The following is a 25,859-nucleotide window of genomic DNA, read 5'->3' as shown; positions in this document are numbered from 1 at the left end:
CAGTGTGCCAGCACCCTCGCCTCAACCATCGATCTGATCGCGACGGAACGTCATCATGGCGCGGATCGCGTCGTCTGACGGAGGGGCTTCGGGCTGGAAACGTACGGTGCCCTTCTGGACGTCGAAACCCGCGAGAAAGGGCCGCCCGGCGTCGACCGCCTCGGGGCTGAACGGGTACAGCCCGATGTGATTCTTCGTGCGCATCACCGACAGGAGCGGGCTACCGCGATACGTCAGGGCCTCCCATCCCGTAGCCCTTGCCCTGCGTGGTGCCGGGGACCGTGTGGCGGGAGACGTCATAAGTCCGGGAGATGACCGCGCGGTCGTCCGGGTCGAGCCCGTCGAGATAGTCGTCGACCGTCCCCATCCGCTTCGGACCTCCTTGCGACGCCGCGCACGCATTTGGCCTGGCCTGCCTGTTCGCGTAGCATGGACCGTCGGTGCGCATCGCGCGCCGGGCCTCGGCGTGTCAGCACGTGGGTCCGGTCGGCGCACACCGGGTGCAGGTCCTCGCGGACCGGTGCCCACACCCTAACGGACAAACACTGATTCAACCCGGCCAATGGGCCGCGACGTCGCCCAGATGTCGTGGTCACGGCCAGGATCGCGGAGGACATGGCGAAGAAAGACGGGGCCATCGAGGTCGAGGGTCGAGTGATCGAACCCCTGCCCAATGCGATGTTTCGTATTGAGCTGGAGAACGGACACAAGGTTCTCGCCCACATCAGCGGCAAGATGCGGCAGCACTACATCCGCATCCTGCCCGAGGACCGGGTCGTCGTGGAACTCTCGCCCTACGACCTGGCTCGTGGGCGAATCGTGTACCGCTACAAGTAGGACTTTCCCGGCGTCGCCGGGGACAGACTTCCCGGACATCCGTTCGGGAGGAGACCGACACCCACGTGTACGGCCGTTTCGGCGTGCGCGCGGGCGAGCCGAGCAGGAGAGATTGACGTGAAGGTTCAGCCGAGCGTCAAGCCGATCTGCGAGAAGTGCAAGGTGATCCGCCGTAACGGTCGGGTCATGGTGATCTGCGAGAACCTGCGTCACAAGCAGCGTCAGGGCTGATCACGCGCACCCTCCGGGTCGCTTGAGTCAGAACAACTGAAGATCGACAACTGAATACAACAGGACCTCCCAACACCAGCGGCGACAGACGCGTCACCGCCTACCTCCGGATCAGAGGCCGGAGCCCACGAGGCCGGACACACGGTTCGGCACCAGCTCGCGGGACGGACTGGGAGCAGACCTCTGAGAATCGAAAAGGAAATCCGCCACATGGCACGTGTTGCTGGTGTGGATCTCCCCCGCGAGAAGCGGCTGGAGATCGCACTGACCTACATCTACGGAGTTGGGCGTACCACCTCCAAGGAGATCCTCGAGGGAACGGGCCTGAGCCCTGACCTCCGAGCGAAGGATCTCACCGACGCAGACGTCTCGAAGCTGCGTGAGTACATCGAAGCCTCGGTGAAGGTCGAGGGTGACCTCCGTCGCGAGGTGCAGGCCGACATCCGTCGCAAGATCGAGATCGGCTGCTACCAGGGTCTGCGCCACCGTCGTGGCCTGCCCGTTCGTGGACAGCGCACCAAGACCAATGCCCGCACTCGCAAGGGCCCGAAGAAGACCATCGCCGGGAAGAAGAAGTAATGCCTCCGAAGTCACGTAGCGCAGGCCCCAAGAAGGGCACCCGCCGTCGCGATAAGAAGAACGTCCCGCACGGCCACGCACACATCAAGTCGACGTTCAACAACACCATCGTGTCGATCAGCGATCCCAGCGGCAACATCATCAGCTGGGCATCGTCGGGCCACGTCGGTTTCAAGGGCTCGCGCAAGAGCACCCCGTTCGCGGCTCAGCTCGCGGCCGAGAACGCTGCGCGCAAGGCCCAGGAGCACGGCGTCAAGAAGGTCGACGTGTTCGTCAAGGGACCGGGTTCGGGTCGCGAGACCGCCATCCGCTCCCTGCAGGCAGCCGGCCTCGAGGTCGGCACCATTTCCGATGTCACCCCGCAGCCGCACAACGGTTGCCGTCCGCCCAAGCGGCGTCGGGTCTAGCGGGAAAGGGAGGAACAGAGAAACATGGCTCGTTATACCGGCCCCGCAACCAAGAAGTCTCGTCGTCTTCGCGTCGACCTGATCGGTGGAGACGCTGCCTTCGAGCGTCGCCCCTACCCGCCCGGCCAGCACGGCCGCTCGCGGATCAAGGAGAGCGAGTACCTGCTCCAGCTGCAGGAGAAGCAGAAGGCGCGCTTCACCTACGGCGTCCTGGAGAAGCAGTTCCGCCGCTACTACGAAGAGGCGAACCGTCGCACCGGCAAGACCGGTGACGAACTGCTGAAGATCCTCGAGACCCGTCTCGACAACGTGATCTACCGCTCCGGCATCGCGCGTACCCGTCGCCAGGCCCGCCAGCTGGTCAGCCACGGCCACTTCACCGTCAACGGTGTGAAGGTCGACGTGCCCAGCTACCGCGTCAGCCAGTACGACATCATCGATGTCCGCCCGAAGTCGCTGCAGACCGTCCCGTTCCAGATCGCCAAGGAGCTCGTCGGCGATCGTCCGGTTCCGGGTTGGCTCCAGGTCGTGCCGTCGACCCTGCGTGTTCTCGTGCACAGCGTGCCCGAGCGTGCCCAGATCGATGTCCCGCTGACCGAGCAGCTCATCGTCGAGTTCTACTCGAAGTAACACCGCCCGACAGCAACAGCTGTTCGGTACACCCCTCGAGGCCGTCATATAGCGGGCGGCCAAAGGAGAGATCCACAGAATGCTCATCTCACAGCGACCCACCCTCACCGAGGAAGTCCTCGCCGAGAACCGCTCGAAGTTCGTCATCGAGCCGCTCGAGCCGGGCTTCGGCTACACCCTCGGCAACTCACTGCGTCGTACCCTGCTCAGCTCGATCCCGGGTGCAGCCATCACCAGCATCCGCATCGACGGTGTCCTCCACGAGTTCACCACCGTGGCCGGGGTCAAGGAGGATGTCACCGACATCATCCTGAACCTCAAGGGCCTCGTGGTCAGCTCGGACGAGGACGAGCCGGTCACCATGTACGTGCGCAAGCAGGGTCCGGGCACCGTCACCGGTGCCGACATCGTGCCCCCGGCCGGTGTCACCGTGCACAACCCCGATCTGCACATCGCCACCCTGAACGACAAGGGCAAGCTCGAGATCGAGCTCGTCGTCGAGCGGGGCCGCGGCTACGTCCCGGCCGTGCAGAACAAGGCGTCGGGTGCCGAGATCGGCCGCATCCCGGTCGACTCGATCTACTCGCCGGTGCTCAAGGTGACCTACAAGGTCGAGGCCACCCGTGTCGAACAGCGCACCGACTTCGATCGACTGGTGCTCGATGTGGAGACCAAGAACTCGATCAGTGCGCGTGACGCACTGGCGTCGGCGGGCAAGACCCTGGTGGAGCTGTTCGGGCTCGCCCGGGAGCTCAACGTCGAGGCCGAGGGCATCGAGATCGGGCCGTCGCCGGCCGAGGCCGACCACATCGCGTCGTTCAGCCTGCCGATCGAGGATCTCGAGCTGACCGTTCGTTCCTACAACTGCCTCAAGCGCGAGGGTGTGCACACCGTCGGCGAGCTGGTTGCGCGGACCGAGTCGGATCTGCTCGACATCCGCAACTTCGGTCAGAAGTCGATCGACGAGGTCAAGGTCAAGCTGCACGCGCTCGGCCTGTCCCTCAAGGACAGCCCGGCCAGCTTCGATCCGTCGCAGGTCGCGGGTTACGACCCGGCCACCGGCACGTGGTCGGAAGACGCGTCCTTCGACGCCGATTCCGGTGAGGATTTCGCGGAGACCGAGCAGCTGTAGTCGCTACGACGCGGCGGTAGCTGTCACTGCCCAACCCTGACTTCCGCATCGAGTGATGCGGGGTCCTCCTAGGAGAAGACAATGCCCAAGCCCACCAAGGGTGCCCGCCTCGGCGGGTCGGCCAGCCACCAGAAGGCGATGCTGGCGAATCTCGCCACCTCGCTCTTCGAGCACGGCCGCATCACCACCACGGAAGCCAAGGCCAAGCGCCTGCGTCCGTACGCGGAGAAGATCATCACGCACGCCAAGGCCGGCAAGCTGGCCAACCGCCGTGAGGTGCTGAAGGACATCCGTGACAAGGACGTCGTGCACACGCTGTTCGACGAGATCGGCCCGTTCTTCGCCGATCGTCCCGGTGGCTACACCCGCATCATCAAGACGCTGCCGCGCAAGGGCGACAACGCCCCCATGGCCGTGATCGAGCTGGTGCGCGAGTCCACCGCGTCGAGCGAGGCCAGCCGCGCGACCCGCGTCGCCGCCTCCAAGAAGGCCGCCGAGGACAAGCTCGACGCCACCGAAGAGGTTGTCGCTGATACCGATTCGGCTGACGCGAACGTGGTGGAGGCCGTCGAGGCCGACGCCACCGATGCCGAGGTCGCCAACGCCGAGGCTGTCGCCGAGGCTATCGACGACGAGTCCACCGCCGCGACCGCTCCCGATGCCGAGGCAGCCGGAGCCGACGTCGACGGTGAGAAGAAGTAGTCGACTGAGTCGAGAACCGCAGACCGAACCCGTCGGCGCCGATTCCGGTGCCGGCGGGTTCTGTCGTCTCCGCTTCGACATCTCGTACGACGGCACCGACTTCGCCGGATGGGCACGGCAGGTCGGCCAGCGCAGCGTGTGCGAGGAACTCGAGACCAGGTTGTCGACGGTCCTGCGGGTGCCGGTGCGGCTGACGGTGGCGGGGCGCACCGACGCCGGTGTGCATGCCACTGGGCAGGTCGCGCACGCCGAGGTTCCGAAGTCGGTACTGGAGACCCGATCGATCGCCGGTGATCCCGCGACGCTCGTCGGGCGTCTCGCGAAGATGTGTCCCGATGACGTCCGGGTGACGGCCGTGCGCGTTGTCCCGGACGAGTTCGACGCTCGGTTCTCGGCGCTGCGCCGGCATTACCGCTATCGGTTGACCGATGCACGGTGGGGTGCCGAACCGGTGGTCGCGCGGACGACCGCGACATGGCGTCGGCCGCTCGACGTCGAAGCGTTGAACGCGGCATCGTCGGAGTTGCTCGGCCTGAACGACTTCGCGGCGTTCTGCCGTCGGCGGGAGGGTGCGACCACGATCCGGGAACTGCAGCGGTTCTCTTGGAGACGGGACGCCGAAGGAGTCCTCGTCGGCGAGGTGAGCGCGGACGCGTTCTGCTGGTCGATGGTGCGGTCGCTGGTCGGCGCGGTCGCGAGTGTGGGCGACGGCAGGCGCGACATCGACTGGTGCCGTGGGCTTCTCGATGAGCGAACCCGCAGCAGTCAGGTCCCCGTCGCCGAGGCCCGGGGTCTGTGCCTGGTCGGCGTCGACTATCCCGCCGACGACGAACTCGCCGCCCGCAACACGGTGACCCGTGACGTGCGCGGGTCGACCGGTTGCTGTGGTGGGTGACCACCCGCCGTCTCGACGGCGAGCCCGGAGTTGTTGTGACACAAGGAGGCCCCGGGGACAGATCCCCGGGGCCTCCTCGAGCGCAGCGGTCAGTTGCCCAGCTTGAGGCCGTTCTTGTCCCGAACACTGCCGGTCAGCATCATGATGCCGTCGACCAGCGCCCAGATGGCGACACCGAAGATGATGACGAACCCGATCAAGAAGATCGCGGTGATGTAGCCGAGGATCGTCAGGCCGAGTTGGATCGCGCCGGTGGTGTTGTCGCCGATGTAGAAGCGGCCGACGCCCAGGCTGCCCAGGAAGATCTGCAGCAGGCCGGCAACCAGCTTCGACTTGTCGGACAGCGGCTCGCCGGTGGACGGGTCACGGCCGTAGGGAGCAGTGGGGTCGGGTGCGCCGCCGTAGCCGTAACCGGGCGCCGCGGGATACCCGCCCTGCGGAGCCCCGTACTGCTGGGGTGCGCCGTACTGCTGCGGTGCCCCGAACTGCTGGCCCCCGAACTGCTGGTCGCCGTACTGCTGGGGTGCCCCGTACTGCTGGTTCCCGTATTGCTGGTCGCCGTACTGCTGGCTCCCGTACTGCTGGTCGCCGTACTGGGGATTGCCGACGCCGGGCTGCGAGGTCCCGGCGGTGCCGAACTCGAACCCCCCGGCTGCTGGCCGGGGTCGGTGCCGTACGACGGCGAGGCGTCGGCCGGTGGCTGCTTGACGAACGGGTCGTGGGGCTTGTCGCCCGGGTTGTCTGGTGTGGTCATCGGGTGGTCCTCCTCGTGACTGGATAGAGCGGCGTGCTCATCTCGAACGTGCGGTCGGCTCAGGCGACGGTAGCCAGTTCGCGTGCGTAGTACACGCGACCGGACACATCGCTCATCGTCCAGGGCGACGTGGCGGGGACGTTGGTGACGTGCATCGCGCCGCCCGCGCCCCGGACCCGTACCTGGATGAAGCCCGTTGTGCGCCGTTCTTTCATCAGCAAGAACAGCAGACTCAGAAAGCAGATCAGAAAGAACCCGACGAGCGCCAGCACCAGGCCCGTCTGCGACATCTGTTCGGAGGACACGGACATGTCGGTGACCTCCCACTGCGAACCCGCGAGCGGGAACGTGCCCGACGGCGTGATCACGTAGTGCTGGGTGCACGTGATGTCACCGATGACCACGAGCGGCGGCTCGGGTAATGCCGCGGCACCCGCGTCGAAGAACGGCCCGGGCGGCGCGTAACCCATGCCGGGGCCCGGGAATTGGGCGGGAGCGGGCACGAAGCCGGGACTGGAGTCGTAGGCGTTCGGCTGATGCGGCAACGGACGGGTGCCGTCATTGCCATTCCCCGGGTACGTCATCCCGCAATGGTGGCATACGCGAGTGTGTTTCGGGTCAGGTGGCGTTGCGCTCGTCTCCGAAGGCCTCGAGCACCTCGTCGACGGTCTCGTCGTCGCCGACGAACTGCTCCGGATGGGCGCCCTCGGACATCAGATGCCGCCAGTTGAGCGGATCGAATTCCACCGGCGCGTGGCGCGCGATGAAGTCGATGACGATCCGGCAGAACCGTTCGGGGTCGTCGTGGAACGGGAAATGTCCTGAGCCGGAGAAGGTCTCGAACTCCGAGTGTGGGATCGCCGAGTGCGCCAGTTCGCCGTGGTGATGGGGGATCACGATGTCCCGGTCGCCCCACACGAGCAGGACCGGCAGGCGCTCGGTGAGGTAGCAGCGGTCGAGCATCGTGACGGACTGGCCGCGCCAGTCGACGACGGCGCGCAGAGTACGGAGGAAGGCGGCCGACGCGGTGGGGTCGGCAAGCCCACCGAGGACCCGCATGAGGTCCTCGTGGTCGGCCAGTAGATGTTCGGGCGTGGCCGAGGACGGGAACAGGGGCGGCATCGGCGCGGCGACGATCGCTTTCGCGAGCGTCGTGAGACCAGGGATCACGCCGGGGACGCGGAGTACCGACAGCACCTGCGGGACGACGGGCAGCGAGAACAACCGCAGGGCGGGGTTGACGTCGCGGGTGACCCCGCCGGCCGCGACCAGCACCAGGCGCTCGACGAAGCGCGGGAACTGATAGCAGAACTGCATTGCGACGCCGCCGCCCAGGGAGTGGCCGACGACCGTCACCTTGCTGATCCCCAGGACGACGAGGAGGTCGCGCATGCCGTTGGCGAAGGCCGGCACCGAGTAGTCGGCGCGTGGCTTGTCCGATTCCCCGTGGCCGAGCAGGTCGGGTGCGATGACGGTGTAGTGCTGCGCGAGGATCGGGATGACCTCGTCCCACGTCGACGAGTTGTCACCGATGCCGTGGATGAGCAGCAGCGCCGGACCGCTGCCGGCGATCCGGTAGGCGCGCCGGTAGCCGTGGATGGTGTGGTACTCGATGCGGACGTCGGTGTCGGAGACCGGACGCAGCGTCGGACCGGACGTCGTGGTCGGGGACGGATCCCGGTGCTTGGTGGGCACTGTCTCTCCCCTCGGTGTCGCTCGGGCGGTGTCGGTCGCGTCCTCGCGACGGAGCGGTGGATGGCAATGGGCGTTGTCCCGCTAGGCGTCGAGTAAACCGCATCACCGGTCGTCGTGCGCGGCGGGTGCCGGGTGCCGGCTGCGACCTGGGTTGCCGGGATCTGAATGGTTGCCGACGCTTTGCCACGTCGCGACGGTCACCGGGCCCCGGCGGGTCGCTGCGCCACTAGTGTTGGATTCGATGAACCCCTTCGACATCGAGTCCTTCGTGGCCACCGGTGGCCTCATCGGACTCTGCGTGCTGATCTTCGTGGAGACCGGCATCCTGGTCGGGTTCATCTTTCCCGGCGACTCGGTGCTCTTCACCGCCGGCGTGTTCGCCGCGCAACCCGATCCCTTCGCACCGCTGTGGCTGTTGTGCCTGGCTGTGCCGCTGGCGGCGATCATCGGCGACCAGTGCGGCTACTTCATCGGCCGCCGTGTGGGGCGCGGGGTGGTCGAGGGCAAACTGATGCGCACCATCGGACCCGAGTATCTGGCCAGGACGAACCACTACTTCGACCGCTTCGGGCCGCTCACCGTGTTCTTCGGCCGGTTCATCGGGATCGTCCGCACCCTGACCCCGCTGGTCGCCGGCTTCAGCGGCATGCCACATCGGACGTTCACCCTCTTCAGCGTGCTCGGCAGTTTCACCTGGGCGGCCGGGATCATCCTGCTCGGCTACTTCCTCGGCAACATCCCGGTCATCCGCGACAACATCGAGATCTTCATCATCGCCTCCGTGTGCACGATCGTCATACCGACATTCATCCACTTCGGTCGGCGCTGGCGGATCGCGCGGCGCGATCGGCGCGCCGAGACGCCCTGAGGCGAACCGCCGGTCCCTGAGGAGCGCACGGAGCTTGCGGAGGGCGTGACCAACCCCCGGTCCCTGAGGAGCGCCCGGAGCTTGCGGAGGGCGTGACCAACCGCCGCTCCCTGAGGAGCGCCCGGAGCTTGCGGAAAGGCGCGACCAACCGCCGCTCCCGGAGGAGCGCCCGGAGCTTGCGGAAAGGCGCGACCAACCGCCGCTCCCTGAGGAGCGCCCGGAGCTTGCGGAGGGCGCGTCACGAAGGGTCTGCCCCGCGTCTCACCAGGTCCCTTCCGCCGCCCGGAATCAGGGGTCGGTCAGCGGAGGAACGGCTCCTCCCGTTGTCCGGGGCCACCCGAGAAATCGTCGGCGATGGTCGCCGCGAGTTCGACGAACGATCGCTTCGTCGGCTTCGACATCAGTTCGAGGTCGACGTCCGCGCCTTCGGCGAGGTGGTCGTCGAACGGGATCTTGTGCACGGCGCGGCACCGCGTGAGGAAGTGTTGACCCAGCTGGTCGGTGTCGATGGTCGACGACCCGGGTCGCGACGAACTCAGGACGACCACGGCGCGCGAGACGAGGTGCCCGAAACCGTGCGCCTCCAGCCAGTCCAGGGTCGCGCCGGCGCTGCGGGCGCCGTCGAGAGCCGGGGAACTGACGAGGATGATCGTGTTCGCGAGGTCGAGGACCCCGTTCATCGCCGAGTGGCTCAGACCGGTGCCGCAGTCGGTGATGATGATGTTGTAGAAGCGCTGCAGCACGGTGATGACGCCGCGGTACTCCTCCTCGTTGAACGCCTCGGCCATCGCCGGATCTCGTTCGGAGGCAAGGACTTCGAGGCGACTCGGCGCCTGCGACGTGTGGGCCCGGACGTCTGAGTAGCGGTAGACGTTCTCATCGGCGAGCAGGTCGCGGACGGTCGACCGGGTCTGCTGCGGAATGCGCTGTGCGAGCGTACCGAGGTCGGGATTGGCGTCGACGGCGATGACGCGGTCGCCCCGCAGGGAGGCGAACGTCGAGCCGAGGCCGACGGTGGTCGTCGTCTTGCCGACTCCGCCCTTCAGCGACAGCACGGCGATCCGATAGTCGCCCCGGACCGGCCGGTTCACCCGTTCGAGCAGCTGCTGATATTCGATGTCGCCCTGCGACTCACCGGGATTGATCGCACCGGCAGACAGCGTGTGCACCGCACGACGCCAGCCGCGACTCGGCGCGCGACGGGCCTTCCGGATGAGTGCCACCTCGTCGAGCGAAGGGCCTCCCGACGGCGGCCCGTATCCGTGCTGCATCGGCTGCCCGGGAAAGGCGGGCGCGGGACCGGGGCCCATCGGAGCGGGACCCGCGTACGGCGGAGGTTGATGGCCGGCGACCGGAGTCGGTGGCATCCCCGGCTGGGCGGACCACGCGGGAGCGGACTGGGGAGCCGGCGGGGCGGGCGGCACGATCTGCGACGCGGCGGGGTGCGGCGGCATTCCGGATGACGGTGCCGGGCCGGTGACGTGCCCGGGTCCGAGGTTGTCGGGTCCGAAGTGGTCCGGCCCTGGGACGGGAGGGGCCTGCGGCGACCACGGGGGAGCGACCGGGTTCTCAGTCGGTGAGATCTCGGGACGCGGCTCCGGCGGAACGGGCCCGCCGTGAGGATGCGGATCGGCGGGCGCGGCCCCGGGGTGGTCGGCGGCGCCGGCGTGGTCGGCGGGCGGACGGACGGCGGCGGGATGGTCGGGCGGTGGCGCCGACCGGCTTTCGAAGTCCGGCCGCGGGGGCATCGTCTCGCGGGCCGGTGATCCGCTGTCCGGACGTGCGGACGGTCCCCGGGGTGCGGGCGGCGCGGGCGCTGCTGCCGGCGGCTGTTGTGGAGCGGCGGTCGGCGGGGCGAACTGCAGCCAGGGCGGCGGCGCCGGGGCGTCGGCATCAGGGGTGCCGGGCCCGGTTCCGTCCGGTCTCGTCGGGTTCTCGTACGTCATCGGGGAATCCTCTGGTCAAGCGGCCGGGCGCCGATCGCGTTGCGGCGAGTTCGGCGAGGCGTGCAGCGATCCACCCCGTTTTGTCGATCGACCCCGGCTGCGTCCTGCGGCAGTCTACCCAAGGTCCTCGACCTGGTCCGGACGACGTCCACAGAGCCGTCTCGAGGACACGCGTTCGGCATAGTGCATCTCTGGTGTGGTGAGGCCGAACCGAGTATGGCACTATGCAGACACTCAACACATGTGCGCAGCGGGGTGCGCGGTTCTTCACGGATCCGTATGTGGGAGGTCTGGTTCCGTCGAACGAAAATTCGATGGAACCGGAAGGGGCCCCGGCTGCGTCATATTCGGCGTGAAGGGGGTGCAGCTTTCCATGACCTACTCCGACGATCCTCGGGATCTCGTCGACGGTGATCCCGACGACCCGTGGGCGGTGTTGCACGAGTTCGTGACCGCGCGGTCACGGTCGGGCGGGCTCGGCGTCCGGACCACCGCGCAAGGTCTTCCGGTGGCAGTTCGTATCGAGGCGTCCGAACTCGACAAGGATCCGGTTCTGCTCGCCGGGGACATCCTCCGACTCTGTCAGCAGGCGGCGATGTCCGCCGGTATCCGGCTCCGCGAGAACCTGCTCGCCGCCGGCATCGACCGGGACCTCGTGCAGGAGATGCAGTTGCCCCGCCCGGACGATCTCGCACGAGCCGAGTGGCGCGACGACGAGGAAGCCGACGCGCCCGCGTCGTGGTTGCAGCGATGACCTGGGGAATGGACGAACTCGAGGCGCGCGCGCAACGGCAGCTCGACGGCCTGCACGGGTTTCAGGAGAAGCTACGCGCGATCTCGGTCCGGGAGACGTCGTCCGACGGGCTGGTCACCGCCGAGGTGGACGGCAAGGGCGCGCTCATCGACCTCGAATTCGCCTACGGCGCCAACGAACTCGGTGCGAGCCGGCTGGCCGACCAGGTCGTGACGACCGCCGCGCTGGCCGCACAGAAGGTCTACGCCCGGATCGCCGCGGTGACCGAGGAGTTCAACGAGTCGTTCGGCGACATGCTGGCCGCTCGTCCGGCCGAATGACGGACCCGGCCGACATGACACCGATCCATCAGACTGACACCCACGAGGGGGTTCGAGAATGACGAACGTCAAGGTGACGCCGGAGGTCCTCGAGGGCTTCGCCGCCACGAACGCCGCGATGGCGACCGCCGTCGGCACCGCCGGGTCGATCGACGCCGCGGCCAACACAGCGGCGATGGTCCCCGTCTTCGGGCTCATCGGGCAGGAGTTCCTCGCCGCCTTCATCGCTGCGCAGGCCAGTCACCTCATGTCCGTGGGGCAACTCGCGGCCGTGCATGCCGCCACCGCGGCATCGACTGCGGCGGGTCTCGCCGAGTTCGAGGGCACCGACGCCGCCAGCGCCGCAGCCATCCGTTCGGTGCTGTGACGGTTCCACCGCTACCGGGCATCCCGGATGTGCCTGCCCTGAATCACATGACGGTGCAGGAGATGATCGAGGCGACCCCGCTCGGCCCGATCCTCGACCGCACGGTCGCCGACGTCCTGGGCGGACTGGGTCTGCCTCCGCTGCCGGTGCTGCCCCCGTTGCCGCCGATGCCGGGACTGCCACCGCTGCAGCCACCGAACCTGGACATGTTCATCAAACCGATGACCGATCTGCTGGGTGGTTTCGGCACCGGTGATCTCTCGGGTGGCGGATTCGACCCGACCGTCATCTTCGAGAGCCTCACCAAGGTGCTCGAGACGTCGATGACGATGGGGCAGAGCGCACTCAAACTCGCCGACCAGCTGTGGGCAGGGCAGGGCGCGGTGAGCGCCGGCGCCAAGACCGCCGAGGCGGGGGCGAACAGTTCGGCTCTGGCCACGCAGGGGTCGGGGATCTCGTTGGATACCAAGACGGCGGCCGCGATCGTGGCAAAGGGCTTGGCAGTGGTGCAGGGGATCATCGCGGCGACGGTCGCGAAGATCACCGGCTTCGCGGTACCGATGATGATGACACCGGCGGTCGGCGCAGGCTTCGCAGCTGCGGCCGGGTTCGCCTCCGTCGGACTGTCGCAGGCGACCGCCGCGGTCGCGGTGACCCGGGCCGAACTACTCGGCCCGACGACGGCTATGGCCGTAAACGGTGCCCCGGTCGCCGTCACCGGTGCACCCACCGCGGGCGCGGGACAATCGCCGTTCACGCTGGCCAGCTCGATCCTCGACGTCGTGTCGCCGGCGATGTCGACGGCCACCGAACTGCCCACCTCGCTGATGCAACCGATCAGCAAGATGCTGAACGTCGAACACGGTTCACCTGCCGTCGTCCCGGCTGCGCTGTCGCCGAAGTCGAAGGGCGCGGGCGGCGGTGGTGGTGGCGGGGGAGGCGGCGGTGGCGGTGGCATCGGAGGCGTGGGCGGAATAGCGACGCCGCTGGGCGCTTCTCGACCGACCGTCCCGACGAACTTCAACCTCGGCGAACCCGCCCTCGGTGCATCGACGACCGCCAGGCCCGTGACGGCGCCCGCCGCTATGCCGATGGGTGGCGCACCGATGGGCGGTGCCCCGATGGGTGCCGCCGGTGCGCGCGGCGCGGGCGCCGCGGACGACCAGCATTCGGTACCCGACTATCTCGTCACCGAGGACAACGGCCGTCGCGTGGTCGGTGAGTCGCCTGAGGTCGCTCCAGCCGTCATCGGTCATGAGGAAGCCGCCGAAGCCGATCCCAGCCCGGACATCGAACTGCGACTGGGCGTGCCCGGTCCGAAACGAAACGAGGAAGTATGAGCAACTCGCAACTCCGCGTCGAACCCGCCGAACTGATCTCGGCGGCAAGCGACCTCGACCGGATCGCCGACCGCCTGGAACACGCGCTCACCGCCGCCGGTCGGGCGTTGCCCGTGGCCGCGCAGGGTCGCGATGAGGTCTCGACCGCAGCTGCCGAGAGTTTCACGACGGTAGCCGAGAAGTTCGAAACGGACACGGCGACGGGAGTTCTGGAGATGCGGAAGATCGCCGCCGTACTCCGCGCGCAGGCCGCCGGCTTCATCGAGGGTGATGCCGAGGCGTCGGACGCCTTCCGCGTGGCGTTGTAGGAGAGCGCGAACCCCCTGCATAGCAACATCATTCCGCTCGCACATCCACAACCCGCCGGCATCGAAGGGAGGCGCTCGTGATCGGCTTCACCGGAGTCAACTGGGACACCCGTCCGACCGAACAGCTCGCCGCCGACCTCGGCGCCGGTCCCGGGCCCGCGCCGCTGGCGGAAGCGGGCCTGGCCTGGGCCGCTCTTGCCGCGGAGGTCGGGGAAGCCGGTGTCGAATACGCCGCCGTGCTGGCACGCCTGGGGGCGCATTGGCAGTCCGCCCACACCAGTGCGGCTTTCGAGAAGCTGACCCGGCTGGCCCCGTGGTTCGCCGAAGTCGCGACCGAGGCGGCCGAGAATGCCACACGCGCCGAAGCCCAGGCCGCGGCGATCACGGTCGCGCGGTTGAACATGCCCGACCTCGCCGAGGTCGACGTCGTCGAGAAACTGCACGAGATCGCAACCACCGCCACCGCGGTCGCACCGATCATCGCCGGTGCGGCCGCCCAGGCCGAGCGTGCGGTCGCGCACCAGCGAATGCGGGCTGCCCGTGTGATGCAGACGTACGAGAATGCCACCGAACCTGTTGCCGCGCCGTGGGAATCGGCGAAACCCGCACCGGGGCTCGTGTCCGGTGACGCGCTCGCCGCCGAGCGGGCGGCGGCGGCCCGCGCGGCCGCGCCACCTCCGACCCCGGCGCCGGCCGCGCCTCTGGGTGCGGCGATGCCCGCGGGCATCGGGGGAGTGTTCCTGCCGCCGCCCGAGAAGCTGAAGTACGCACCGACGATCGTCGCGAGCGGACCATCGCAGGTCGCCGCCACGACGTCCGGCGGCGCTCCGGGGGCGTCGGCCCCCGTGACCGGCCCCGGCGTACCGCCGCCGGTGGCCCCGGGTGTCGCCACGGCGGACCGCGGTTCGGTCGTCCGCACCGTCGGCGCCGACGCCGCCGAACTGGACTCGTCCGACCCTCCGCCCTCGGTGGCGACCGAATCCACGGAACAGACGACCTGGGCCGAGCTGGCCACGTCGGATCGTCCTGCTGCGCATTATGTCTCGGCGCCAGACGGGCACGGAATGCCCGACGTCGATCCGCGCTACCTATCGGAGACGCTGATGCTCGGCAACCCGGGTGAACGCCGATGATGCCGATCGTGCACGACGCCGGGATGACGTTCGATGCCGCAGTCCTGTGCCGGCTCGGCGAACGTTTCGGAGTCCAGACCTGGCCGGTCGTCCTCGACCTCGGGAACGTTGCCGCGGAGTCCGACACCGGGAATGACTCCGCCAACGTCACCCAAGCCGACCCCGACGCGGTGATCGCGGCGCTCGAACTCGTCGAGCACGGTGAGCCCACACCGTGGGCGTCGACGGTGCTACGGGTGCTGGCGCAACCGCAGCGCGAGATCGAGATCCGCTCCTACACTGACGACGCGGTTCGCCGAATCTGTGTGGCGCGCAACGGCCACGACCACGTACTCGTGACGCGGACGGGCCGTCGCGTCGACGTCACGGTCGTCGATGTCGCCGACGTCGAGGCCCTCGCCGCGGTCGTGCGGGCTCAGTTCGACGCTCTCGAATCCGCCGCGGAGCCGGCTGAATTCACGGCCTTCTCGGCTCCGTCCGACGAGGTCGTCGACCGGCTCGGCCGTTGTCGGGCCGGCACCGAGACGACCGACGCCCTGCACGCGCTCGGCGCCGCACCGGCCGATGCCGTCGTCGTCTCGGCAGGGTTCGCGTCGTGCCGGACCCGCACCGAGGTCGTCGCCTCGATGAACGAGGACGGACGATTCGCTCAATCTTCTGGAGCTGTCGCGATTTTCGACACCGAACGGGGTCGAATCGTGTCCAGTCCCAGCAAGTCCCCGGACGGTCGGGTGTGGACCACCTTCTCGCCGGGAACGGGTCATCGAATCGCACAGGCGGTCAGCCTGTTGATAGAGACCCTGCCCGACGGGAAATGGATGCCATGATCCGCATCGGGGGATTCCGCGGAACAGACCGCCGCGGGAATCAACTGTCAGGGGTATCTGTGTCACGGATACCAACGGGGGCATCGCCAAACGGTGCCGTTACACAGGAGGAGCACTCATGCTGAACTTGCCCGGAGCAGGCGGCGGCGCCGGCGTCACCGTGAACGTCGCGGACGGACAGGCCACCGCAGCCAAGGTCGGCAGTCTCGTCGAGGACATGAAGGCCGTCATCAACCAGATCGCCCAGCACGCCGGAAACGCCACACCCACGTGGCAGGGCTCGGCCGGTGTCGCGTTCGACGGCACGCACACCGACTGGAACAAGGCCGCGCTGACCATGAACCAACTGCTGGAGCAGATCAAGACCCAGCTCACCAACGGCTTCGCCGGCTACGAGGACCAGGACGCGGCTGCCGCGCGCGGACTCAACACCAGCGTCTGACACCGGTCCGCATCCCGAACCTCACGTTCTGCGAAAGGAACCCACCATGAACGGCTCCATCAATTACGACTTCGCCGCTCTCGGCGATCTCAGCGGCGGCCTCCGGGCTGCCTTCACCCGGCTCGAGGACCTGAACTCGCAGCTCAAGGCGCAGGTCGCCGCCCTTGACGGGAACTGGAACTCCCAGCAGGCCAAGGCCGCCTACGTCGACGCGCAGGGCGCCTTCGATCGGATCTTCACCCAGTCCCGTGACTCGCTGACCGCGCTGGAGCAGGGTGTGAGCAACGCCAGCCGTGTCATGCAGGACACCGACGCAGCGATCGGAACGGGTTTCCGCGGTCTCGTCTGACCGCCGACCGACTCGTAGCCCGACGTCAGGACGGGGACCCACGGCCGTGCGCCGGGGGTCCCCGTTCGCGTTCGGGCGCGCCGTCTGCCAACGCCCGCGGGAGTCCCGCTTCGTGCGATAGCGTCGACGTCTACAGACCTCGCGGCACCCGTACCCCGAGGGCGCAGATCTCGACGAGGAGGTAAGCGGTGGCATCTGCCAAGACCGTCGGAGGTGGTCGGGAGCAGTTCACCCGGAACTCCGGCTTCATCTTCGCCGCAATCGGTTCCGCAGTGGGCCTCGGCAACATCTGGCGCTTCCCGGGCGTCGCGTACGAGAGCGGCGGCGGCGCGTTCCTCATCCCGTATCTGGTCGCCCTGCTGACCGCGGGCATTCCAGTGCTGTTCCTCGACTACGCGGTCGGGCACCGCTTCCGCGGCACCGCACCACTGTCGTTCCGACGCATCAAGAAGCCGGTCGAGGCGCTGGGCTGGTTCCAGACCGGTCTGCTGTTCGTCATCGGCGTCTACTACGCGGCGGTCATCGCCTGGGCCGCCAGCTACTTCTTCTTCTCGTTCAACCAGAGCTGGGGCGACGACCCGGCGACCTTCTTCACCCAGGACTACCTCCAGGTCGGTGATCCGGGTGTCTCGACGACCGTCGTCGGCGGCGTCGCACTGCCCCTGGTCATCGTGTGGCTCGCGGTGCTGGCCGTCCTGGCGCTCGGTGTCGCCAACGGCATCGAGAAGGTCAACATCGTGTTCATCCCGTTGCTGTTCATCGGGTTCACCGGGCTGGTGATCCGGGCAATCACCCTGCCCGGCGCCGCCGACGGGCTCAACGCCCTCTTCACCCCGCAGTGGGCCGCGCTGAAGGACCTCGACGTGTGGATCGCGGCCTACAGCCAGATCTTCTTCTCGTTGTCGATCGCGTTCGGCATCATGATCGCCTATGCGTCGTTCCAGCGACGCCGGGCCAACATGACCAGCTCGGGTCTGGTCGTCGCGTTCGCCAACTCCTCGTTCGAGATCCTCGCCGGCATCGGCGTGTTCTCGGCGCTCGGCTTCCTGGCCTACCAGCAGCAGGTGGCCGTCTCGGATCTCGAGGGTCTGACCGGTCCGATCCTGTCCTTCGTCACGTTCCCGGCCGTCATCTCGGAGATGCCGGGCGCCGCGTTCTTCGGGGCGCTGTTCTTCGGCTCGCTCGTGATCGCGGGCTTCACCTCGCTCATCTCGCTGATGATCGGTGTGTCCGGTGCGCTCCAGGACAAGTGGGGCATCAGCCGCACCAAGGCGGCGGTCGGCGTCTCCGGCATCTGTGGTCTGATCTCGATCGCCCTGTTCTCCACGACCTCGGGCCTGATCGCCCTCGACACGGTGGACATGTTCGCCAACAACGTCGGCGTCGTCGCGTCGGCGATCATGATGACGGTCATCCTCATCTGGGTGCTCCGCCGCGGAGACATGCTGCGCCAGCACCTGAACGCCGTCTCGACGTTCAAGGTCGGCAAGATCTGGCTGGCGCTCGTCGGGGTCGTGGCGCCGATCTTCCTCACGATCATGCTGGTGCAGAAGGTGTGGTCGGTCATCGACGAGGGATACGAGGGATACCCGACGTGGTACCTCGGCGTCTTCGGCTGGGGCACGATCGCGCTGATCGTCGTGGCTGCGGTGCTGCTCACCCTGCCGTCCTGGAAGGGCCGGGATCAACCGGACTTCCTACCGTGGCCACCGCTGGCCGACACCGGCCGCACCTCCGGCCCGTCCACGAAGGAGACCGTCCGATGAGCGGTATCGCCATCGTCATGCTCATCGTGTCGATCACCATCGTGTGGGGTGGGCTCGTCGCGAGCATCGTGTTCCTCCGTCGTCGGCCCGAGGTGGAGGACTTGGCGGAGGATCCGGACCTGGTCCGGGAGGACGCCGACCGCGCGGCCCGGCCCCACCCTTCGCGCGACACCTGAGGCTCGGAGCACCTGCCCCTCGGAACCGCCCGCTCGTTCGGTTAGCCTGGGTCGAACGCATTCGCGCCTGCATCGACGGGCGCCCGACGCGAACGACAAGGGGATCAAGTGACGACCGCTCAGGACGAGCTGAAGGCCGACAGCCGCAACGGAATCGACTACAAGGTGGCCGACCTGTCCCTCGCGGACTTCGGCCGCAAGGAGATCGAGCTCGCCGAGCACGAGATGCCCGGACTCATGGCGCTTCGACGCGAATACGCGGACGTGCTGCCGCTCAAGGGAGCTCGTATCTCCGGCTCGCTGCACATGACCGTGCAGACCGCGGTCCTCATCGAGACCCTCACCGCGCTCGGCGCCGAGGTGCGATGGGCGTCGTGCAACATCTTCTCCACCCAGGATCACGCGGCCGCGGCGATCGTCGTCGGGCCCAACGGCACGCCGGACGAGCCGAAGGGTGTGCCGGTCTTCGCCTGGAAGGGCGAGACCCTGGAGGAGTACTGGTGGGCGGCCGAGGAGATGCTGACCTGGCCCGGTGAACCGGCGAACATGATCCTCGACGACGGCGGGGACGCCACCATGCTGGTGCTCCGCGGTGCCGAGTTCGAGAAGGCCGGCGTGGTCCCGCCCGCGGAGGACGACCACCCCGCCGAGTACAAGGTGTTCCTCGAGCTGCTGCGCAAGCGGTTCGAGACGGACAAGGGCAAGTGGACCGCGATCGCCGAGTCGGTCCAGGGCGTCACCGAGGAGACCACCACCGGTGTGCTGCGGCTGTACCAGTTCGCCGCCGCCGGCGACCTCGCGTTCCCGGCGATCAACGTCAACGACTCGGTCACCAAGTCGAAGTTCGACAACAAGTATGGGACCCGCCACTCGCTGATCGACGGCATCAACCGCGGCACCGATGTCCTCATCGGCGGCAAGAAGGTGCTGATCTGCGGCTACGGCGACGTCGGCAAGGGATGCGCGGAGTCGCTGGCCGGCCAGGGCGCCCGCGTCCAGGTCACCGAGATCGATCCGATCAACGCGCTGCAGGCGCTGATGGACGGCTTCGACGTCGTCACCGTTGAGGACGCGATCGGCAACGCCGACATCGTCATCACCTCGACCGGCAACCTCGGCATCATCACCCTCGAGCACATGCGGGCGATGAAGCACCAGGCGATCCTGGGCAACATCGGCCACTTCGACAACGAGATCGACATGGCCGGCCTCGAGCGGTCGGGTGCCAAGCGCATCACCGTCAAGCCGCAGGTCGACCAGTGGATCTTCGAGAACGGCAAGTCGATCATCGTGCTCTCCGAAGGCCGTCTGCTCAACCTCGGCAACGCGACCGGTCACCCCTCGTTCGTCATGAGCAACAGCTTCTCGAACCAGGTCATCGCGCAGATCGAACTGTGGACGAAGAACGACGAGTACGACAACGAGGTCTACCGCCTGCCCAAGCACCTCGACGAGAAGGTGGCCCGCATCCACGTGGAGGCGCTCGGCGGCAAGCTCACCAAGCTCACCAAGGAGCAGGCCGAGTACATCAACGTCGATGTCGAGGGGCCGTACAAGCCCGAGCACTACCGCTACTGATCGATCGGCATAGAAAAGGAGCCCCACCTCGGTGGGGCTCCTTTTCTATGACCGGGGGTTCGAAAGCCGGGTTCCCGAAGTCAGGTTCCGATGTCGGGTTCGGCGTCGGGGCAGTAGATCCACGAACCCTCCTCCTTGAGGAAGCGCTCGTTCGACTTCTCCGATGCCGTTCTCTCCGTGCCCTTCTCGAGGTGGGACACGACCTCGGACTGGGCGACGTCGCCGTCGAAGACCGTGTCGAGGAAGCCGTCGAGAACGATGTCTCCGCCGTCGGCAGGGGGTACGCCGGTGATCCGGTCTCGGGACTGGGTGCACACCGCGGCGCGCATGCGCGCGACGTCGCGCTCGTTGCGGGCGGTGATGTAGGCGAGCAACGCCGCCCGGATCTCGGAAAGGGCGGTGTAGTCGGTCGATCCCGGCTCCGACCCGCTCTCACTCGGCGACGGGTCGTCGGAGGCGGAGGTCGGGCCCGATGTCGCGCTCGACGAACCGGCGACCACGGTGTCGTCCGACGACGATCTGGTCACCACCACCGTGAGCACCAGGGCTATCACCGCGACGATCGCGACGCCGCCGAGCACCCAGGCGACGATCACCCCGGTGTTGCCACGCGGCGGCGGGCCGGGCGGGCCTCCGAAGCCGGGAGTCCCGGGCGCGGAGGGACCGTACTGTCCCGGGGCGAACGGGGGCGGCCGTACGGGGCGGGCGGAGGGCCGTATCCCCCCGGGCGATGCGGACCGGGCACTGGTTGCCGACCCGGGCCGTACTGCTGACCGGGACCCTGTTGACCGGGGCCCTGCCTGCCGGGACCCGGCGGGCCCGAACCCTGAGGACCCGGGCCCGGCCGGCCGGGGCCCGGCGGACCGTACGGCGGCGGTCCACCACCTGGTGGCGGTGGCTGATAGGTCATGAAACGCCCTTCAGAATCGGTGGTCCAAGGCTATCGAAAGGGCGCCGCGAGGTCATCGGACGCGTCATTCGGTCGGTGCTGTTCGGTCGGTACGGAGGTCGTCGGCCAGGCCCGCGACATCCTCGCCGTCGAACAGGTACCAGGGCGACATCCAACCGTCCCCCGCGAGTTCGCGGTAGACGGCGTCGACCCGGCGCTGCAGGGCGTCGTCGCGTTCGTAGGCGTCCCGGGCTCGCGCCGCGTCCTGGTCGGCGCGCGACGCCGCACGCTGCATCGCGACCTCCGGTGGCACCCCGAGCAGGACATGGCGATCGGGGACCGGCATGTCGAATCGGCCGAACTCCAGGTCGACGACCCACCGCACCATCTCACCGCCGGCGCCCTGCTCCAGACGTGCGGCGTTGTAGGCGGCGTTGGACGCGACATAGCGGTCCAGGATCACGATGTCGTAGGCCTCGGTGGCGGCGTGGATGTCCTCGACCGCTCCGGCCCGGTCGAGCGCGAACAGCAGTGCCATCGCGTACACGCTGTCGCGTAGGTCACCGTGCGAACCGTGGAGCGCTTCGGCCGCGATGTCGGCGGTCGCCGACCGGCCGTAGCGGGGGAAGGTGAACGTCGCGACCCGGAGTCCGGCCGCTGACCATCGGTCGATCAGACCGGTGACCAGGGTGTTCTTGCCGGCGCCGTCGAGTCCTTCCACGGCAATCAATTGACCCACGCGGGGGAGTCTAGGTGGACGGAACCAATCGGGTCAGAACGTCCGTCCCGGCGCGTCGATCACCACGGTTTCATCACGGTGATGTCACCATTGACAACATGAAGCCCCGCATCCTCGTCGTCGACGACGAGGATGCACTCGCCGAGATGCTGACGATCGTGTTGCGCGGCGAGGGTTTCGAGCCCTTCGTGGTGGGCGACGGCACGCAGGCTCTGACCGCGGTCCGGGAGATCCGTCCCGATCTGGTGCTTCTCGACCTGATGCTGCCCGGCATGAACGGCATCGACGTCTGCCGTGTGCTGCGTGCCGATTCGGGTGTGCCCATCGTGATGCTGACGGCGAAGTCCGACACCGTCGATGTGGTGCTGGGCCTGGAATCCGGCGCCGATGACTACATGGTCAAACCGTTCAAGCCGAAGGAGTTGGTCGCCCGGGTGCGTGCGCGCCTGCGCCGGACCGACGAGGAACCGGCCGAGCTGCTGTCGATCGGCCCGGTGGAGATCGATGTGCCCGCGCACAAGGTCACCCGCGACGGTGTGCCGATCTCGCTGACCCCGCTCGAGTTCGACCTGCTCGTCGCGCTCGCGCGCAAGCCCCGTCAGGTGTTCACCCGCGACGTCCTCCTCGAACAGGTGTGGGGATACCGGCACCCGGCGGACACTAGACTCGTCAACGTGCATGTCCAGCGGTTACGCGCCAAGGTCGAAACCGACCCGGAGAATCCCGAGGTCGTCCTGACGGTGGGGGTCGGCTACAAGGCCGGCCCGCCGTGATCGGTCGATCTCGACGACGGGTCAACAGCACTCTCGGACGCTTCACCCGCACCGCCGGCGCTGTCGGACGTGCCTTCGGGCACATCTGGCGGCGCTCGCTGCAGTTGCGGGTCGTGGTGTCCACGTTGGTGCTGTCGGTCGTCGTTCTCCTCATTCTCGGCTTCGTCCTCGTCACCCAGATCACCGACCGGTTGCTCGACGTCAAGCTGGCGGCGGCGACCGAGGAGATCGATCGCGCCCGCATCTCGGTGGAGCGCGATCTGTCGAGCGGCGCGGGCAACATGTCCGTTCAGAACCGTTTGCGTCAGACGCGGTCCCTGCTCACCGACCGGGACGCCGACACCGGGCAGGCGTCGGGTGCCGTCGGTGCCTTCGACACCGTCCTGCTGGTACCGGGCGGCTCCGACAACGGGGTCGCGAGCGGCGTCGGGCCGACGGCCGAGGTGCCGTCGAACCTGCGGGACATGGTCCGCGGCGGGCAGGTCGCCTACCAGTACACCCAGGTCCCCGACGGGACGGGGGTCGGGCGCCGGCGCTGATCGTCGGCAGTCCCACGAACGCCTCGGTGCCCGGCCTCGAGCTGTATCTCGTGTTCCCGTTGACCGCGGAACAGAACACGCTCGACCTCGTCCGCGGCACGCTGCTGACGGGCAGCATCGTGCTACTCGGTCTGCTGGCCGCGATCGCGTGGCTTGTGTCGCGTCAGGTCGTCATCCCGGTGCGGTCGGCGTCGCGGATCGCGGTCCGGTTCGCCGACGGCCGACTGAAGGAGCGAATGCCGGTCCGCGGTGAGGACGACATGGCCCGGCTCGCGATGTCCTTCAACGACATGGCCGAGAGCCTGTCCAAGCAGATCACCCATCTCGAGGAGTTCGGCGGACTGCAGCGGCAGTTCACCTCCGACGTCAGCCACGAACTGCGTACACCGCTGACCACCGTGCGGATGGCCTCCGACGTGCTCTACGAGGGCCGCGAGGATCTCGACCCGGTCCGCAAGCGGTCGGTGGAATTGCTGGACAAGGAACTCGACCGCTTCGAGACGTTGCTCAACGAGCTCCTGGAGATCTCGCGTCACGACGCCGGCATGGCCGAACTGGCCGCCGAGCGGATGGACATGGCCATCCCGATCGACGGTGCCCTGGCCACCGTCGGTCACCTCGCCGAGGAGACCGGCACCGAGCTCGTCCTCGATCTCCCGGCCGAACCCGTCCTGGCCGAGATTGATCCGCGTCGCGTCGAACGCATCCTGCGGAACCTGCTCGCCAACGCCATCGATCACGGCGAACGGAAACCGGTGACGCTCACCATGCGTTCGGATGGTGACGCGGTGGCCATCACCGTGCGCGATCAGGGCATCGGACTGCGGCCGGGGAGGAGAAGCTGGTGTTCAACCGGTTCTGGCGATCCGACCCGTCGCGATTCCGGCGTTCGGGCGGTACCGGCCTCGGCCTGGCCATCAGCATCGAGGACGCCCGCCTGCACCAGGGGCGCCTCGAGGCGTGGGGTGAACCGGGCAAGGGCGCGTGCTTCCGGTTGACGTTGCCGCTCGTGCGCGGGCACAAGGTCCTCGGTTCGCCGCTGCCCCTGAAATCGGTGGGCACCCTGCAGCGCACCTCCGCGCCCAGGACGGGTGGGCGCGCCGCGGGCCCGGGAGCGGGTGCCGAATGACGCGGTCATCCCGGTCCGGCCGCGCCGTCCTGGCGCTGGCGCTCGGTGTCGCGGCGCTGCTGCTGGTCACCGCGTGCGGGGCGATCCCCAACGACTCGTCTCCCCAGCCGATCAAATCGTTCGAACGCGAGGGCGCGACCAACGCGGTCCCGGTGCCCCAGGCCGACATGGATCCCGAGGCCCTGGTGCGGGCCTTCCTCAAGTCCACCGTCGATCCCGACTCGGCGCATCGCTCGGCGCGCGCCTTCCTGACCTCGGTCGCCTCGCAGCAGTGGGACGACCGCGGCGACGCGCTGATCGTCGACGAGATCAACACCTTCGTCGACCAGCGCAACGAGGACTCGGTGCGGATGCGGCTCATCGGCGACAATGTCGGGACCCTCAAGTCCGACGGTCAGCTGCTGCCGGCCTCGGGACGGGTCGAGACCAGCATCAGCCTCACCCGCTCGGGAGACCAGTGGCGCATCGACGGGCCCCTGCCGAACGGCACGATGATCGACCGGGACCAGTTCGACAGCACCTACCGGCCGGTCTCGCTGTACTACAGCGACCGCACCGGGCGCCGGCTCGTCCCCGACCCGCGCTGGCTCTACGCCGGACAGGCGACCGACCCGACCGTGCTGGTGAACCGGTTGATCGCGGGACCCGCGTCGGACCTCGCGGCGGCAGTGGACAGCGGTTTCCCCAATGGAGCCGCACTGCGGGGTCCGGTCGTCGGCCTCGCCGGCGGCGGCGTACGTGTGGATCTCGACGGCATCGGGAGCGCCCCCGCGCGGGATCGCAACCTGCTGGCGGCGCAGATCATCTGGACGCTCGACGGCGCCGACATATCCGGGCCCTACGTCATCGACGCCGACGGCGCGCCGCTGGCCGCCGAACGCGCCTCCGGATGGCAGACCACCGACGTGCGGGCCTTCGATCCGAACTCTGTGCCCACCACCGATGTCGGCCTCAACATCGTCACGGGCGGCGCGTTGCGGGCGGTGACCGACACCGCGACCGTGCCGGTGCAGGGGCCGCTCGGGTCGGCGCGCGATCTGCGGTCGGCGACCATCTCCGACAACGGGGCGCGGGTGGCGGCGGTCCGGAGTCTGTCCGGACCCGAGCGCAGGCTCGAACTGGTGATCGGCGACTACGGCGGCGATGTCGGACCGATCGTCGGCGGGTCGTCGATCACCCGGCCGTCGTTCGGCTCCGACGAAAACACCGTGTGGGTCGTCGTCGACGGAAAACCGATCCAATGGCAACGCGACGACGACGGCACCGCCACCGTGCCCGTCGAGGCTTCGTCGATCCCTACGGTCGCGCGAGGCGCGATCACCGAGATGCAGGTGGCCCCGGACGGTGTGCGCACCGCACTAGTGGTCGGCGGACAGATCGTCTTCGCGGTGCTGTCGACCAACACCGAGGGCCAGGTCTCGCTGACCAGCCCGCGGATCGCGGCCTACAACATCGGCAACCGCGCGGTCTCGGTGGATTGGGCGTCGCCGACGACGCTGATGATCGCGCGCGAGGCACCCGAGTCGCCGGTCGTGCAGCTGTCGATCGACGGCACCCCGGCGGTCGGCCTGCTGAGCGGCAACGTGTCCCCGCCGGTGCGGGCGGTGGTCGCCAACGCCTCGACGATCTACGTGGGCGATCAGCGCGGTGTGCTGCGACTCGGCAGCAGCAACGGCCAGCCCGACCAGTACTGGACCGAGGTCGAGCCGGCGATGATCGAGGGCGCGATCCCGGTCCTGCCCTAAGCGACCCGA

Annotated in this window: 30 protein-coding genes and 2 pseudogenes; 24 read left to right on the top strand and 8 right to left on the bottom strand. The window is 68.2% G+C overall.

The genetic code is table 11. The annotated features are described in order from the left end of the window. Positions 1 to 21 precede the first annotated feature (21 nt). Together MVF96_RS17905 and MVF96_RS17900 are read right to left on the bottom strand one after the other, a co-directional pair. Positions 22 to 204: a hypothetical protein gene (locus MVF96_RS17905; protein ID WP_247449917.1), complete on the bottom strand. Its 183-nt coding sequence runs from the start codon at positions 202 to 204 to the stop codon at positions 22 to 24. 16 nt (positions 205 to 220) lie between these two features. Next, positions 221 to 367: a hypothetical protein gene (locus MVF96_RS17900; protein WP_247449915.1), complete on the bottom strand. Its 147-nt coding sequence runs from the start codon at positions 365 to 367 to the stop codon at positions 221 to 223. A 248-nt stretch (positions 368 to 615) separates the two neighbouring features. On the opposite strand from MVF96_RS17900, the gene infA reads away from it, so the two are divergent. The 8 genes from infA (at position 616) to truA (ending at position 5,413) form a co-directional block, all read left to right on the top strand. Further along, positions 616 to 837: a translation initiation factor IF-1 gene (gene infA / locus MVF96_RS17895; RefSeq protein WP_004023539.1), complete on the top strand. Its 222-nt coding sequence runs from the start codon at positions 616 to 618 to the stop codon at positions 835 to 837. 117 nt (positions 838 to 954) lie between these two features. After that, the gene (gene rpmJ / locus MVF96_RS17890; RefSeq protein WP_005207978.1) at positions 955 to 1,068 is read left to right on the top strand and encodes a 50S ribosomal protein L36; all 114 of its coding nucleotides are present in this window, start codon (positions 955 to 957) and stop codon (positions 1,066 to 1,068) included. A 210-nt stretch (positions 1,069 to 1,278) separates the two neighbouring features. After that, positions 1,279 to 1,647 (top strand): 30S ribosomal protein S13, encoded by a 369-nt coding sequence (rpsM, locus tag MVF96_RS17885; protein WP_004023537.1) that lies wholly within the window; start codon positions 1,279 to 1,281, stop codon positions 1,645 to 1,647. Then, complete coding sequence (rpsK, locus tag MVF96_RS17880) at positions 1,647 to 2,054, top strand: 30S ribosomal protein S11 (RefSeq protein WP_004023536.1); 408 nt, start codon at positions 1,647 to 1,649, stop codon at positions 2,052 to 2,054. Before rpsM ends, rpsK begins: the two co-directional genes overlap by 1 nt. 24 nt (positions 2,055 to 2,078) lie before the next feature. Then, complete coding sequence (gene rpsD, locus MVF96_RS17875; protein WP_058251964.1) at positions 2,079 to 2,684, top strand: 30S ribosomal protein S4; 606 nt, start codon at positions 2,079 to 2,081, stop codon at positions 2,682 to 2,684. A 79-nt stretch (positions 2,685 to 2,763) separates the two neighbouring features. Next, entirely contained in the window at positions 2,764 to 3,816 is a 1,053-nt protein-coding gene (locus MVF96_RS17870) for a DNA-directed RNA polymerase subunit alpha (protein WP_058251963.1), read from the top strand. Between the two features lie 81 nt (positions 3,817 to 3,897). Continuing rightward, entirely contained in the window at positions 3,898 to 4,518 is a 621-nt protein-coding gene (rplQ, locus tag MVF96_RS17865) for a 50S ribosomal protein L17 (protein WP_058251962.1), read from the top strand. Beyond that, positions 4,475 to 5,413, top strand: a complete 939-nt coding sequence (gene truA, locus MVF96_RS17860; protein ID WP_137809590.1) for a tRNA pseudouridine(38-40) synthase TruA — start codon at positions 4,475 to 4,477, stop codon at positions 5,411 to 5,413. Before rplQ ends, truA begins: the two co-directional genes overlap by 44 nt. Positions 5,414 to 5,502: 89 nt before the next feature. Here truA and MVF96_RS24495 read toward each other — a convergent pair. The 3 genes and pseudogenes from MVF96_RS24495 to MVF96_RS17845 form a co-directional block, all read right to left on the bottom strand. After that, positions 5,503 to 6,167: pseudogene (locus tag MVF96_RS24495) on the bottom strand (TM2 domain-containing protein). A 59-nt stretch (positions 6,168 to 6,226) separates the two neighbouring features. After that, a complete protein-coding gene (locus MVF96_RS17850) occupies positions 6,227 to 6,751 on the bottom strand; it encodes a hypothetical protein (protein ID WP_137809591.1) in 525 nt (174 codons plus the stop codon). A 34-nt stretch (positions 6,752 to 6,785) separates the two neighbouring features. After that, positions 6,786 to 7,862 carry an alpha/beta fold hydrolase gene (locus tag MVF96_RS17845; protein ID WP_058251959.1) on the bottom strand — a complete coding sequence of 359 codons (1,077 nt, stop codon included), beginning with the start codon at positions 7,860 to 7,862 and terminating at the stop codon, positions 6,786 to 6,788. A 241-nt stretch (positions 7,863 to 8,103) separates the two neighbouring features. Between MVF96_RS17845 and MVF96_RS17840 the strand changes: the two genes are divergently transcribed. Continuing rightward, positions 8,104 to 8,730 carry a DedA family protein gene (locus MVF96_RS17840; RefSeq protein ID WP_058251958.1) on the top strand — a complete coding sequence of 209 codons (627 nt, stop codon included), beginning with the start codon at positions 8,104 to 8,106 and terminating at the stop codon, positions 8,728 to 8,730. A gap of 299 nt (positions 8,731 to 9,029) precedes the next feature. On the opposite strand, the gene MVF96_RS17835 is transcribed toward MVF96_RS17840, so the two are convergent. Next, entirely contained in the window at positions 9,030 to 10,676 is a 1,647-nt protein-coding gene (locus MVF96_RS17835) for a MinD/ParA family ATP-binding protein (protein WP_247449913.1), read from the bottom strand. A 373-nt stretch (positions 10,677 to 11,049) separates the two neighbouring features. Here MVF96_RS17835 and MVF96_RS17830 point away from each other — a divergent pair, with 373 nt between their 5' ends. From MVF96_RS17830 to ahcY, 12 genes are all read left to right on the top strand, one after another. Next, the gene (locus MVF96_RS17830) at positions 11,050 to 11,430 is read left to right on the top strand and encodes a hypothetical protein (protein WP_137809593.1); all 381 of its coding nucleotides are present in this window, start codon (positions 11,050 to 11,052) and stop codon (positions 11,428 to 11,430) included. Between the two features lie 8 nt (positions 11,431 to 11,438). After that, positions 11,439 to 11,750 carry a YbaB/EbfC family nucleoid-associated protein gene (locus MVF96_RS17825; protein ID WP_078113319.1) on the top strand — a complete coding sequence of 104 codons (312 nt, stop codon included), beginning with the start codon at positions 11,439 to 11,441 and terminating at the stop codon, positions 11,748 to 11,750. Between the two features lie 58 nt (positions 11,751 to 11,808). Next, positions 11,809 to 12,117, top strand: a complete 309-nt coding sequence (locus tag MVF96_RS17820) for a type VII secretion target (RefSeq protein WP_058251955.1) — start codon at positions 11,809 to 11,811, stop codon at positions 12,115 to 12,117. A 47-nt stretch (positions 12,118 to 12,164) separates the two neighbouring features. Beyond that, a complete protein-coding gene (locus MVF96_RS17815; protein WP_247449911.1) occupies positions 12,165 to 13,457 on the top strand; it encodes a hypothetical protein in 1,293 nt (430 codons plus the stop codon). Beyond that, entirely contained in the window at positions 13,454 to 13,765 is a 312-nt protein-coding gene (locus MVF96_RS17810; RefSeq protein ID WP_137810653.1) for a PE family protein, read from the top strand. The genes MVF96_RS17815 and MVF96_RS17810 overlap by 4 nt, the downstream gene beginning before the upstream one ends. Positions 13,766 to 13,842: 77 nt before the next feature. Continuing rightward, positions 13,843 to 14,898: a PPE domain-containing protein gene (locus MVF96_RS17805; RefSeq protein ID WP_058251952.1), complete on the top strand. Its 1,056-nt coding sequence runs from the start codon at positions 13,843 to 13,845 to the stop codon at positions 14,896 to 14,898. After that, on the top strand, positions 14,895 to 15,725 hold the full coding sequence (locus tag MVF96_RS17800) for an ESX secretion-associated protein EspG (protein WP_058251951.1): 831 nt from the start codon (positions 14,895 to 14,897) through the stop codon (positions 15,723 to 15,725). Before MVF96_RS17805 ends, MVF96_RS17800 begins: the two co-directional genes overlap by 4 nt. 118 nt (positions 15,726 to 15,843) lie before the next feature. Beyond that, a complete protein-coding gene (locus MVF96_RS17795; protein WP_014927790.1) occupies positions 15,844 to 16,167 on the top strand; it encodes a WXG100 family type VII secretion target in 324 nt (107 codons plus the stop codon). Between the two features lie 46 nt (positions 16,168 to 16,213). Then, the gene (locus MVF96_RS17790; RefSeq protein ID WP_058251950.1) at positions 16,214 to 16,516 is read left to right on the top strand and encodes a WXG100 family type VII secretion target; all 303 of its coding nucleotides are present in this window, start codon (positions 16,214 to 16,216) and stop codon (positions 16,514 to 16,516) included. Positions 16,517 to 16,704: 188 nt separating this feature from the next. Further along, positions 16,705 to 18,282, top strand: coding sequence for a sodium-dependent transporter (locus MVF96_RS17785; RefSeq protein WP_137810654.1), 1,578 nt, complete (start codon positions 16,705 to 16,707; stop codon positions 18,280 to 18,282). Continuing rightward, a complete protein-coding gene (locus MVF96_RS17780; protein ID WP_058251948.1) occupies positions 18,279 to 18,458 on the top strand; it encodes a methionine/alanine import family NSS transporter small subunit in 180 nt (59 codons plus the stop codon). Before MVF96_RS17785 ends, MVF96_RS17780 begins: the two co-directional genes overlap by 4 nt. 108 nt (positions 18,459 to 18,566) lie before the next feature. Then, positions 18,567 to 20,036 carry an adenosylhomocysteinase gene (ahcY, locus tag MVF96_RS17775; RefSeq protein WP_058251947.1) on the top strand — a complete coding sequence of 490 codons (1,470 nt, stop codon included), beginning with the start codon at positions 18,567 to 18,569 and terminating at the stop codon, positions 20,034 to 20,036. Positions 20,037 to 20,116: 80 nt separating this feature from the next. Here ahcY and MVF96_RS17770 read toward each other — a convergent pair whose 3' ends face one another. Continuing rightward, complete coding sequence (locus MVF96_RS17770; RefSeq protein WP_137811466.1) at positions 20,117 to 20,632, bottom strand: hypothetical protein; 516 nt, start codon at positions 20,630 to 20,632, stop codon at positions 20,117 to 20,119. 378 nt (positions 20,633 to 21,010) lie between these two features. After that, positions 21,011 to 21,664: a dTMP kinase gene (locus MVF96_RS17765; protein WP_247449908.1), complete on the bottom strand. Its 654-nt coding sequence runs from the start codon at positions 21,662 to 21,664 to the stop codon at positions 21,011 to 21,013. An 89-nt stretch (positions 21,665 to 21,753) separates the two neighbouring features. Here MVF96_RS17765 and mtrA point away from each other — a divergent pair, with 89 nt between their 5' ends. The 3 genes and pseudogenes from mtrA to lpqB all read left to right on the top strand — a co-directional run bounded on the left by mtrA (position 21,754) and on the right by lpqB (position 25,850). Further along, complete coding sequence (gene mtrA, locus MVF96_RS17760; RefSeq protein WP_247452133.1) at positions 21,754 to 22,437, top strand: MtrAB system response regulator MtrA; 684 nt, start codon at positions 21,754 to 21,756, stop codon at positions 22,435 to 22,437. Next, a pseudogene (gene mtrB, locus MVF96_RS17755) lies at positions 22,434 to 24,105 on the top strand (MtrAB system histidine kinase MtrB). Before mtrA ends, mtrB begins: the two are co-directional and overlap by 4 nt. Continuing rightward, a complete protein-coding gene (gene lpqB / locus MVF96_RS17750; RefSeq protein WP_247449905.1) occupies positions 24,102 to 25,850 on the top strand; it encodes an MtrAB system accessory lipoprotein LpqB in 1,749 nt (582 codons plus the stop codon). Before mtrB ends, lpqB begins: the two are co-directional and overlap by 4 nt. Positions 25,851 to 25,859 lie beyond the last annotated feature (9 nt).

Origin of the sequence: Gordonia hongkongensis, from assembly GCF_023078355.1 — a bacterium.
Lineage (GTDB): Bacteria > Actinomycetota > Actinomycetes > Mycobacteriales > Mycobacteriaceae > Gordonia > Gordonia hongkongensis.
Note: the sequence above shows the minus strand (reverse complement) of the source record. Positions and strands in the feature narration are given on the sequence as shown.

Excerpts from the sequence above, each read along its gene's own strand:
- MVF96_RS17820 (WP_058251955.1), top strand. The coding sequence starts at position 11,809 with ATGACGAACGTCAAGGTGACGCCGGAGGTCCTCGAGGGCTTCGCCGCC.
- rpsK (WP_004023536.1), top strand. The coding sequence starts at position 1,647 with ATGCCTCCGAAGTCACGTAGCGCAGGCCCCAAGAAGGGCACCCGCCGT.
- rpsD (WP_058251964.1), top strand. The coding sequence starts at position 2,079 with ATGGCTCGTTATACCGGCCCCGCAACCAAGAAGTCTCGTCGTCTTCGC.
- MVF96_RS17795 (WP_014927790.1), top strand. The coding sequence starts at position 15,844 with ATGCTGAACTTGCCCGGAGCAGGCGGCGGCGCCGGCGTCACCGTGAAC.
- MVF96_RS17830 (WP_137809593.1), top strand. The coding sequence starts at position 11,050 with ATGACCTACTCCGACGATCCTCGGGATCTCGTCGACGGTGATCCCGAC.
- infA (WP_004023539.1), top strand. The coding sequence starts at position 616 with ATGGCGAAGAAAGACGGGGCCATCGAGGTCGAGGGTCGAGTGATCGAA.
- MVF96_RS17780 (WP_058251948.1), top strand. The coding sequence starts at position 18,279 with ATGAGCGGTATCGCCATCGTCATGCTCATCGTGTCGATCACCATCGTG.
- MVF96_RS17905 (WP_247449917.1), bottom strand. The coding sequence starts at position 204 with ATGCGCACGAAGAATCACATCGGGCTGTACCCGTTCAGCCCCGAGGCG.
- MVF96_RS17790 (WP_058251950.1), top strand. The coding sequence starts at position 16,214 with ATGAACGGCTCCATCAATTACGACTTCGCCGCTCTCGGCGATCTCAGC.
- rpsM (WP_004023537.1), top strand. The coding sequence starts at position 1,279 with ATGGCACGTGTTGCTGGTGTGGATCTCCCCCGCGAGAAGCGGCTGGAG.
- MVF96_RS17850 (WP_137809591.1), bottom strand. The coding sequence starts at position 6,751 with ATGACGTACCCGGGGAATGGCAATGACGGCACCCGTCCGTTGCCGCAT.
- MVF96_RS17810 (WP_137810653.1), top strand. The coding sequence starts at position 13,454 with ATGAGCAACTCGCAACTCCGCGTCGAACCCGCCGAACTGATCTCGGCG.
- MVF96_RS17900 (WP_247449915.1), bottom strand. The coding sequence starts at position 367 with ATGGGGACGGTCGACGACTATCTCGACGGGCTCGACCCGGACGACCGC.
- lpqB (WP_247449905.1), top strand. The coding sequence starts at position 24,102 with ATGACGCGGTCATCCCGGTCCGGCCGCGCCGTCCTGGCGCTGGCGCTC.
- truA (WP_137809590.1), top strand. The coding sequence starts at position 4,475 with ATGCCGAGGCAGCCGGAGCCGACGTCGACGGTGAGAAGAAGTAGTCGA.
- MVF96_RS17870 (WP_058251963.1), top strand. The coding sequence starts at position 2,764 with ATGCTCATCTCACAGCGACCCACCCTCACCGAGGAAGTCCTCGCCGAG.
- MVF96_RS17815 (WP_247449911.1), top strand. The coding sequence starts at position 12,165 with ATGACGGTGCAGGAGATGATCGAGGCGACCCCGCTCGGCCCGATCCTC.
- MVF96_RS17825 (WP_078113319.1), top strand. The coding sequence starts at position 11,439 with ATGGACGAACTCGAGGCGCGCGCGCAACGGCAGCTCGACGGCCTGCAC.
- rplQ (WP_058251962.1), top strand. The coding sequence starts at position 3,898 with ATGCCCAAGCCCACCAAGGGTGCCCGCCTCGGCGGGTCGGCCAGCCAC.
- MVF96_RS17840 (WP_058251958.1), top strand. The coding sequence starts at position 8,104 with ATGAACCCCTTCGACATCGAGTCCTTCGTGGCCACCGGTGGCCTCATC.
- MVF96_RS17835 (WP_247449913.1), bottom strand. The coding sequence starts at position 10,676 with ATGACGTACGAGAACCCGACGAGACCGGACGGAACCGGGCCCGGCACC.
- MVF96_RS17800 (WP_058251951.1), top strand. The coding sequence starts at position 14,895 with ATGATGCCGATCGTGCACGACGCCGGGATGACGTTCGATGCCGCAGTC.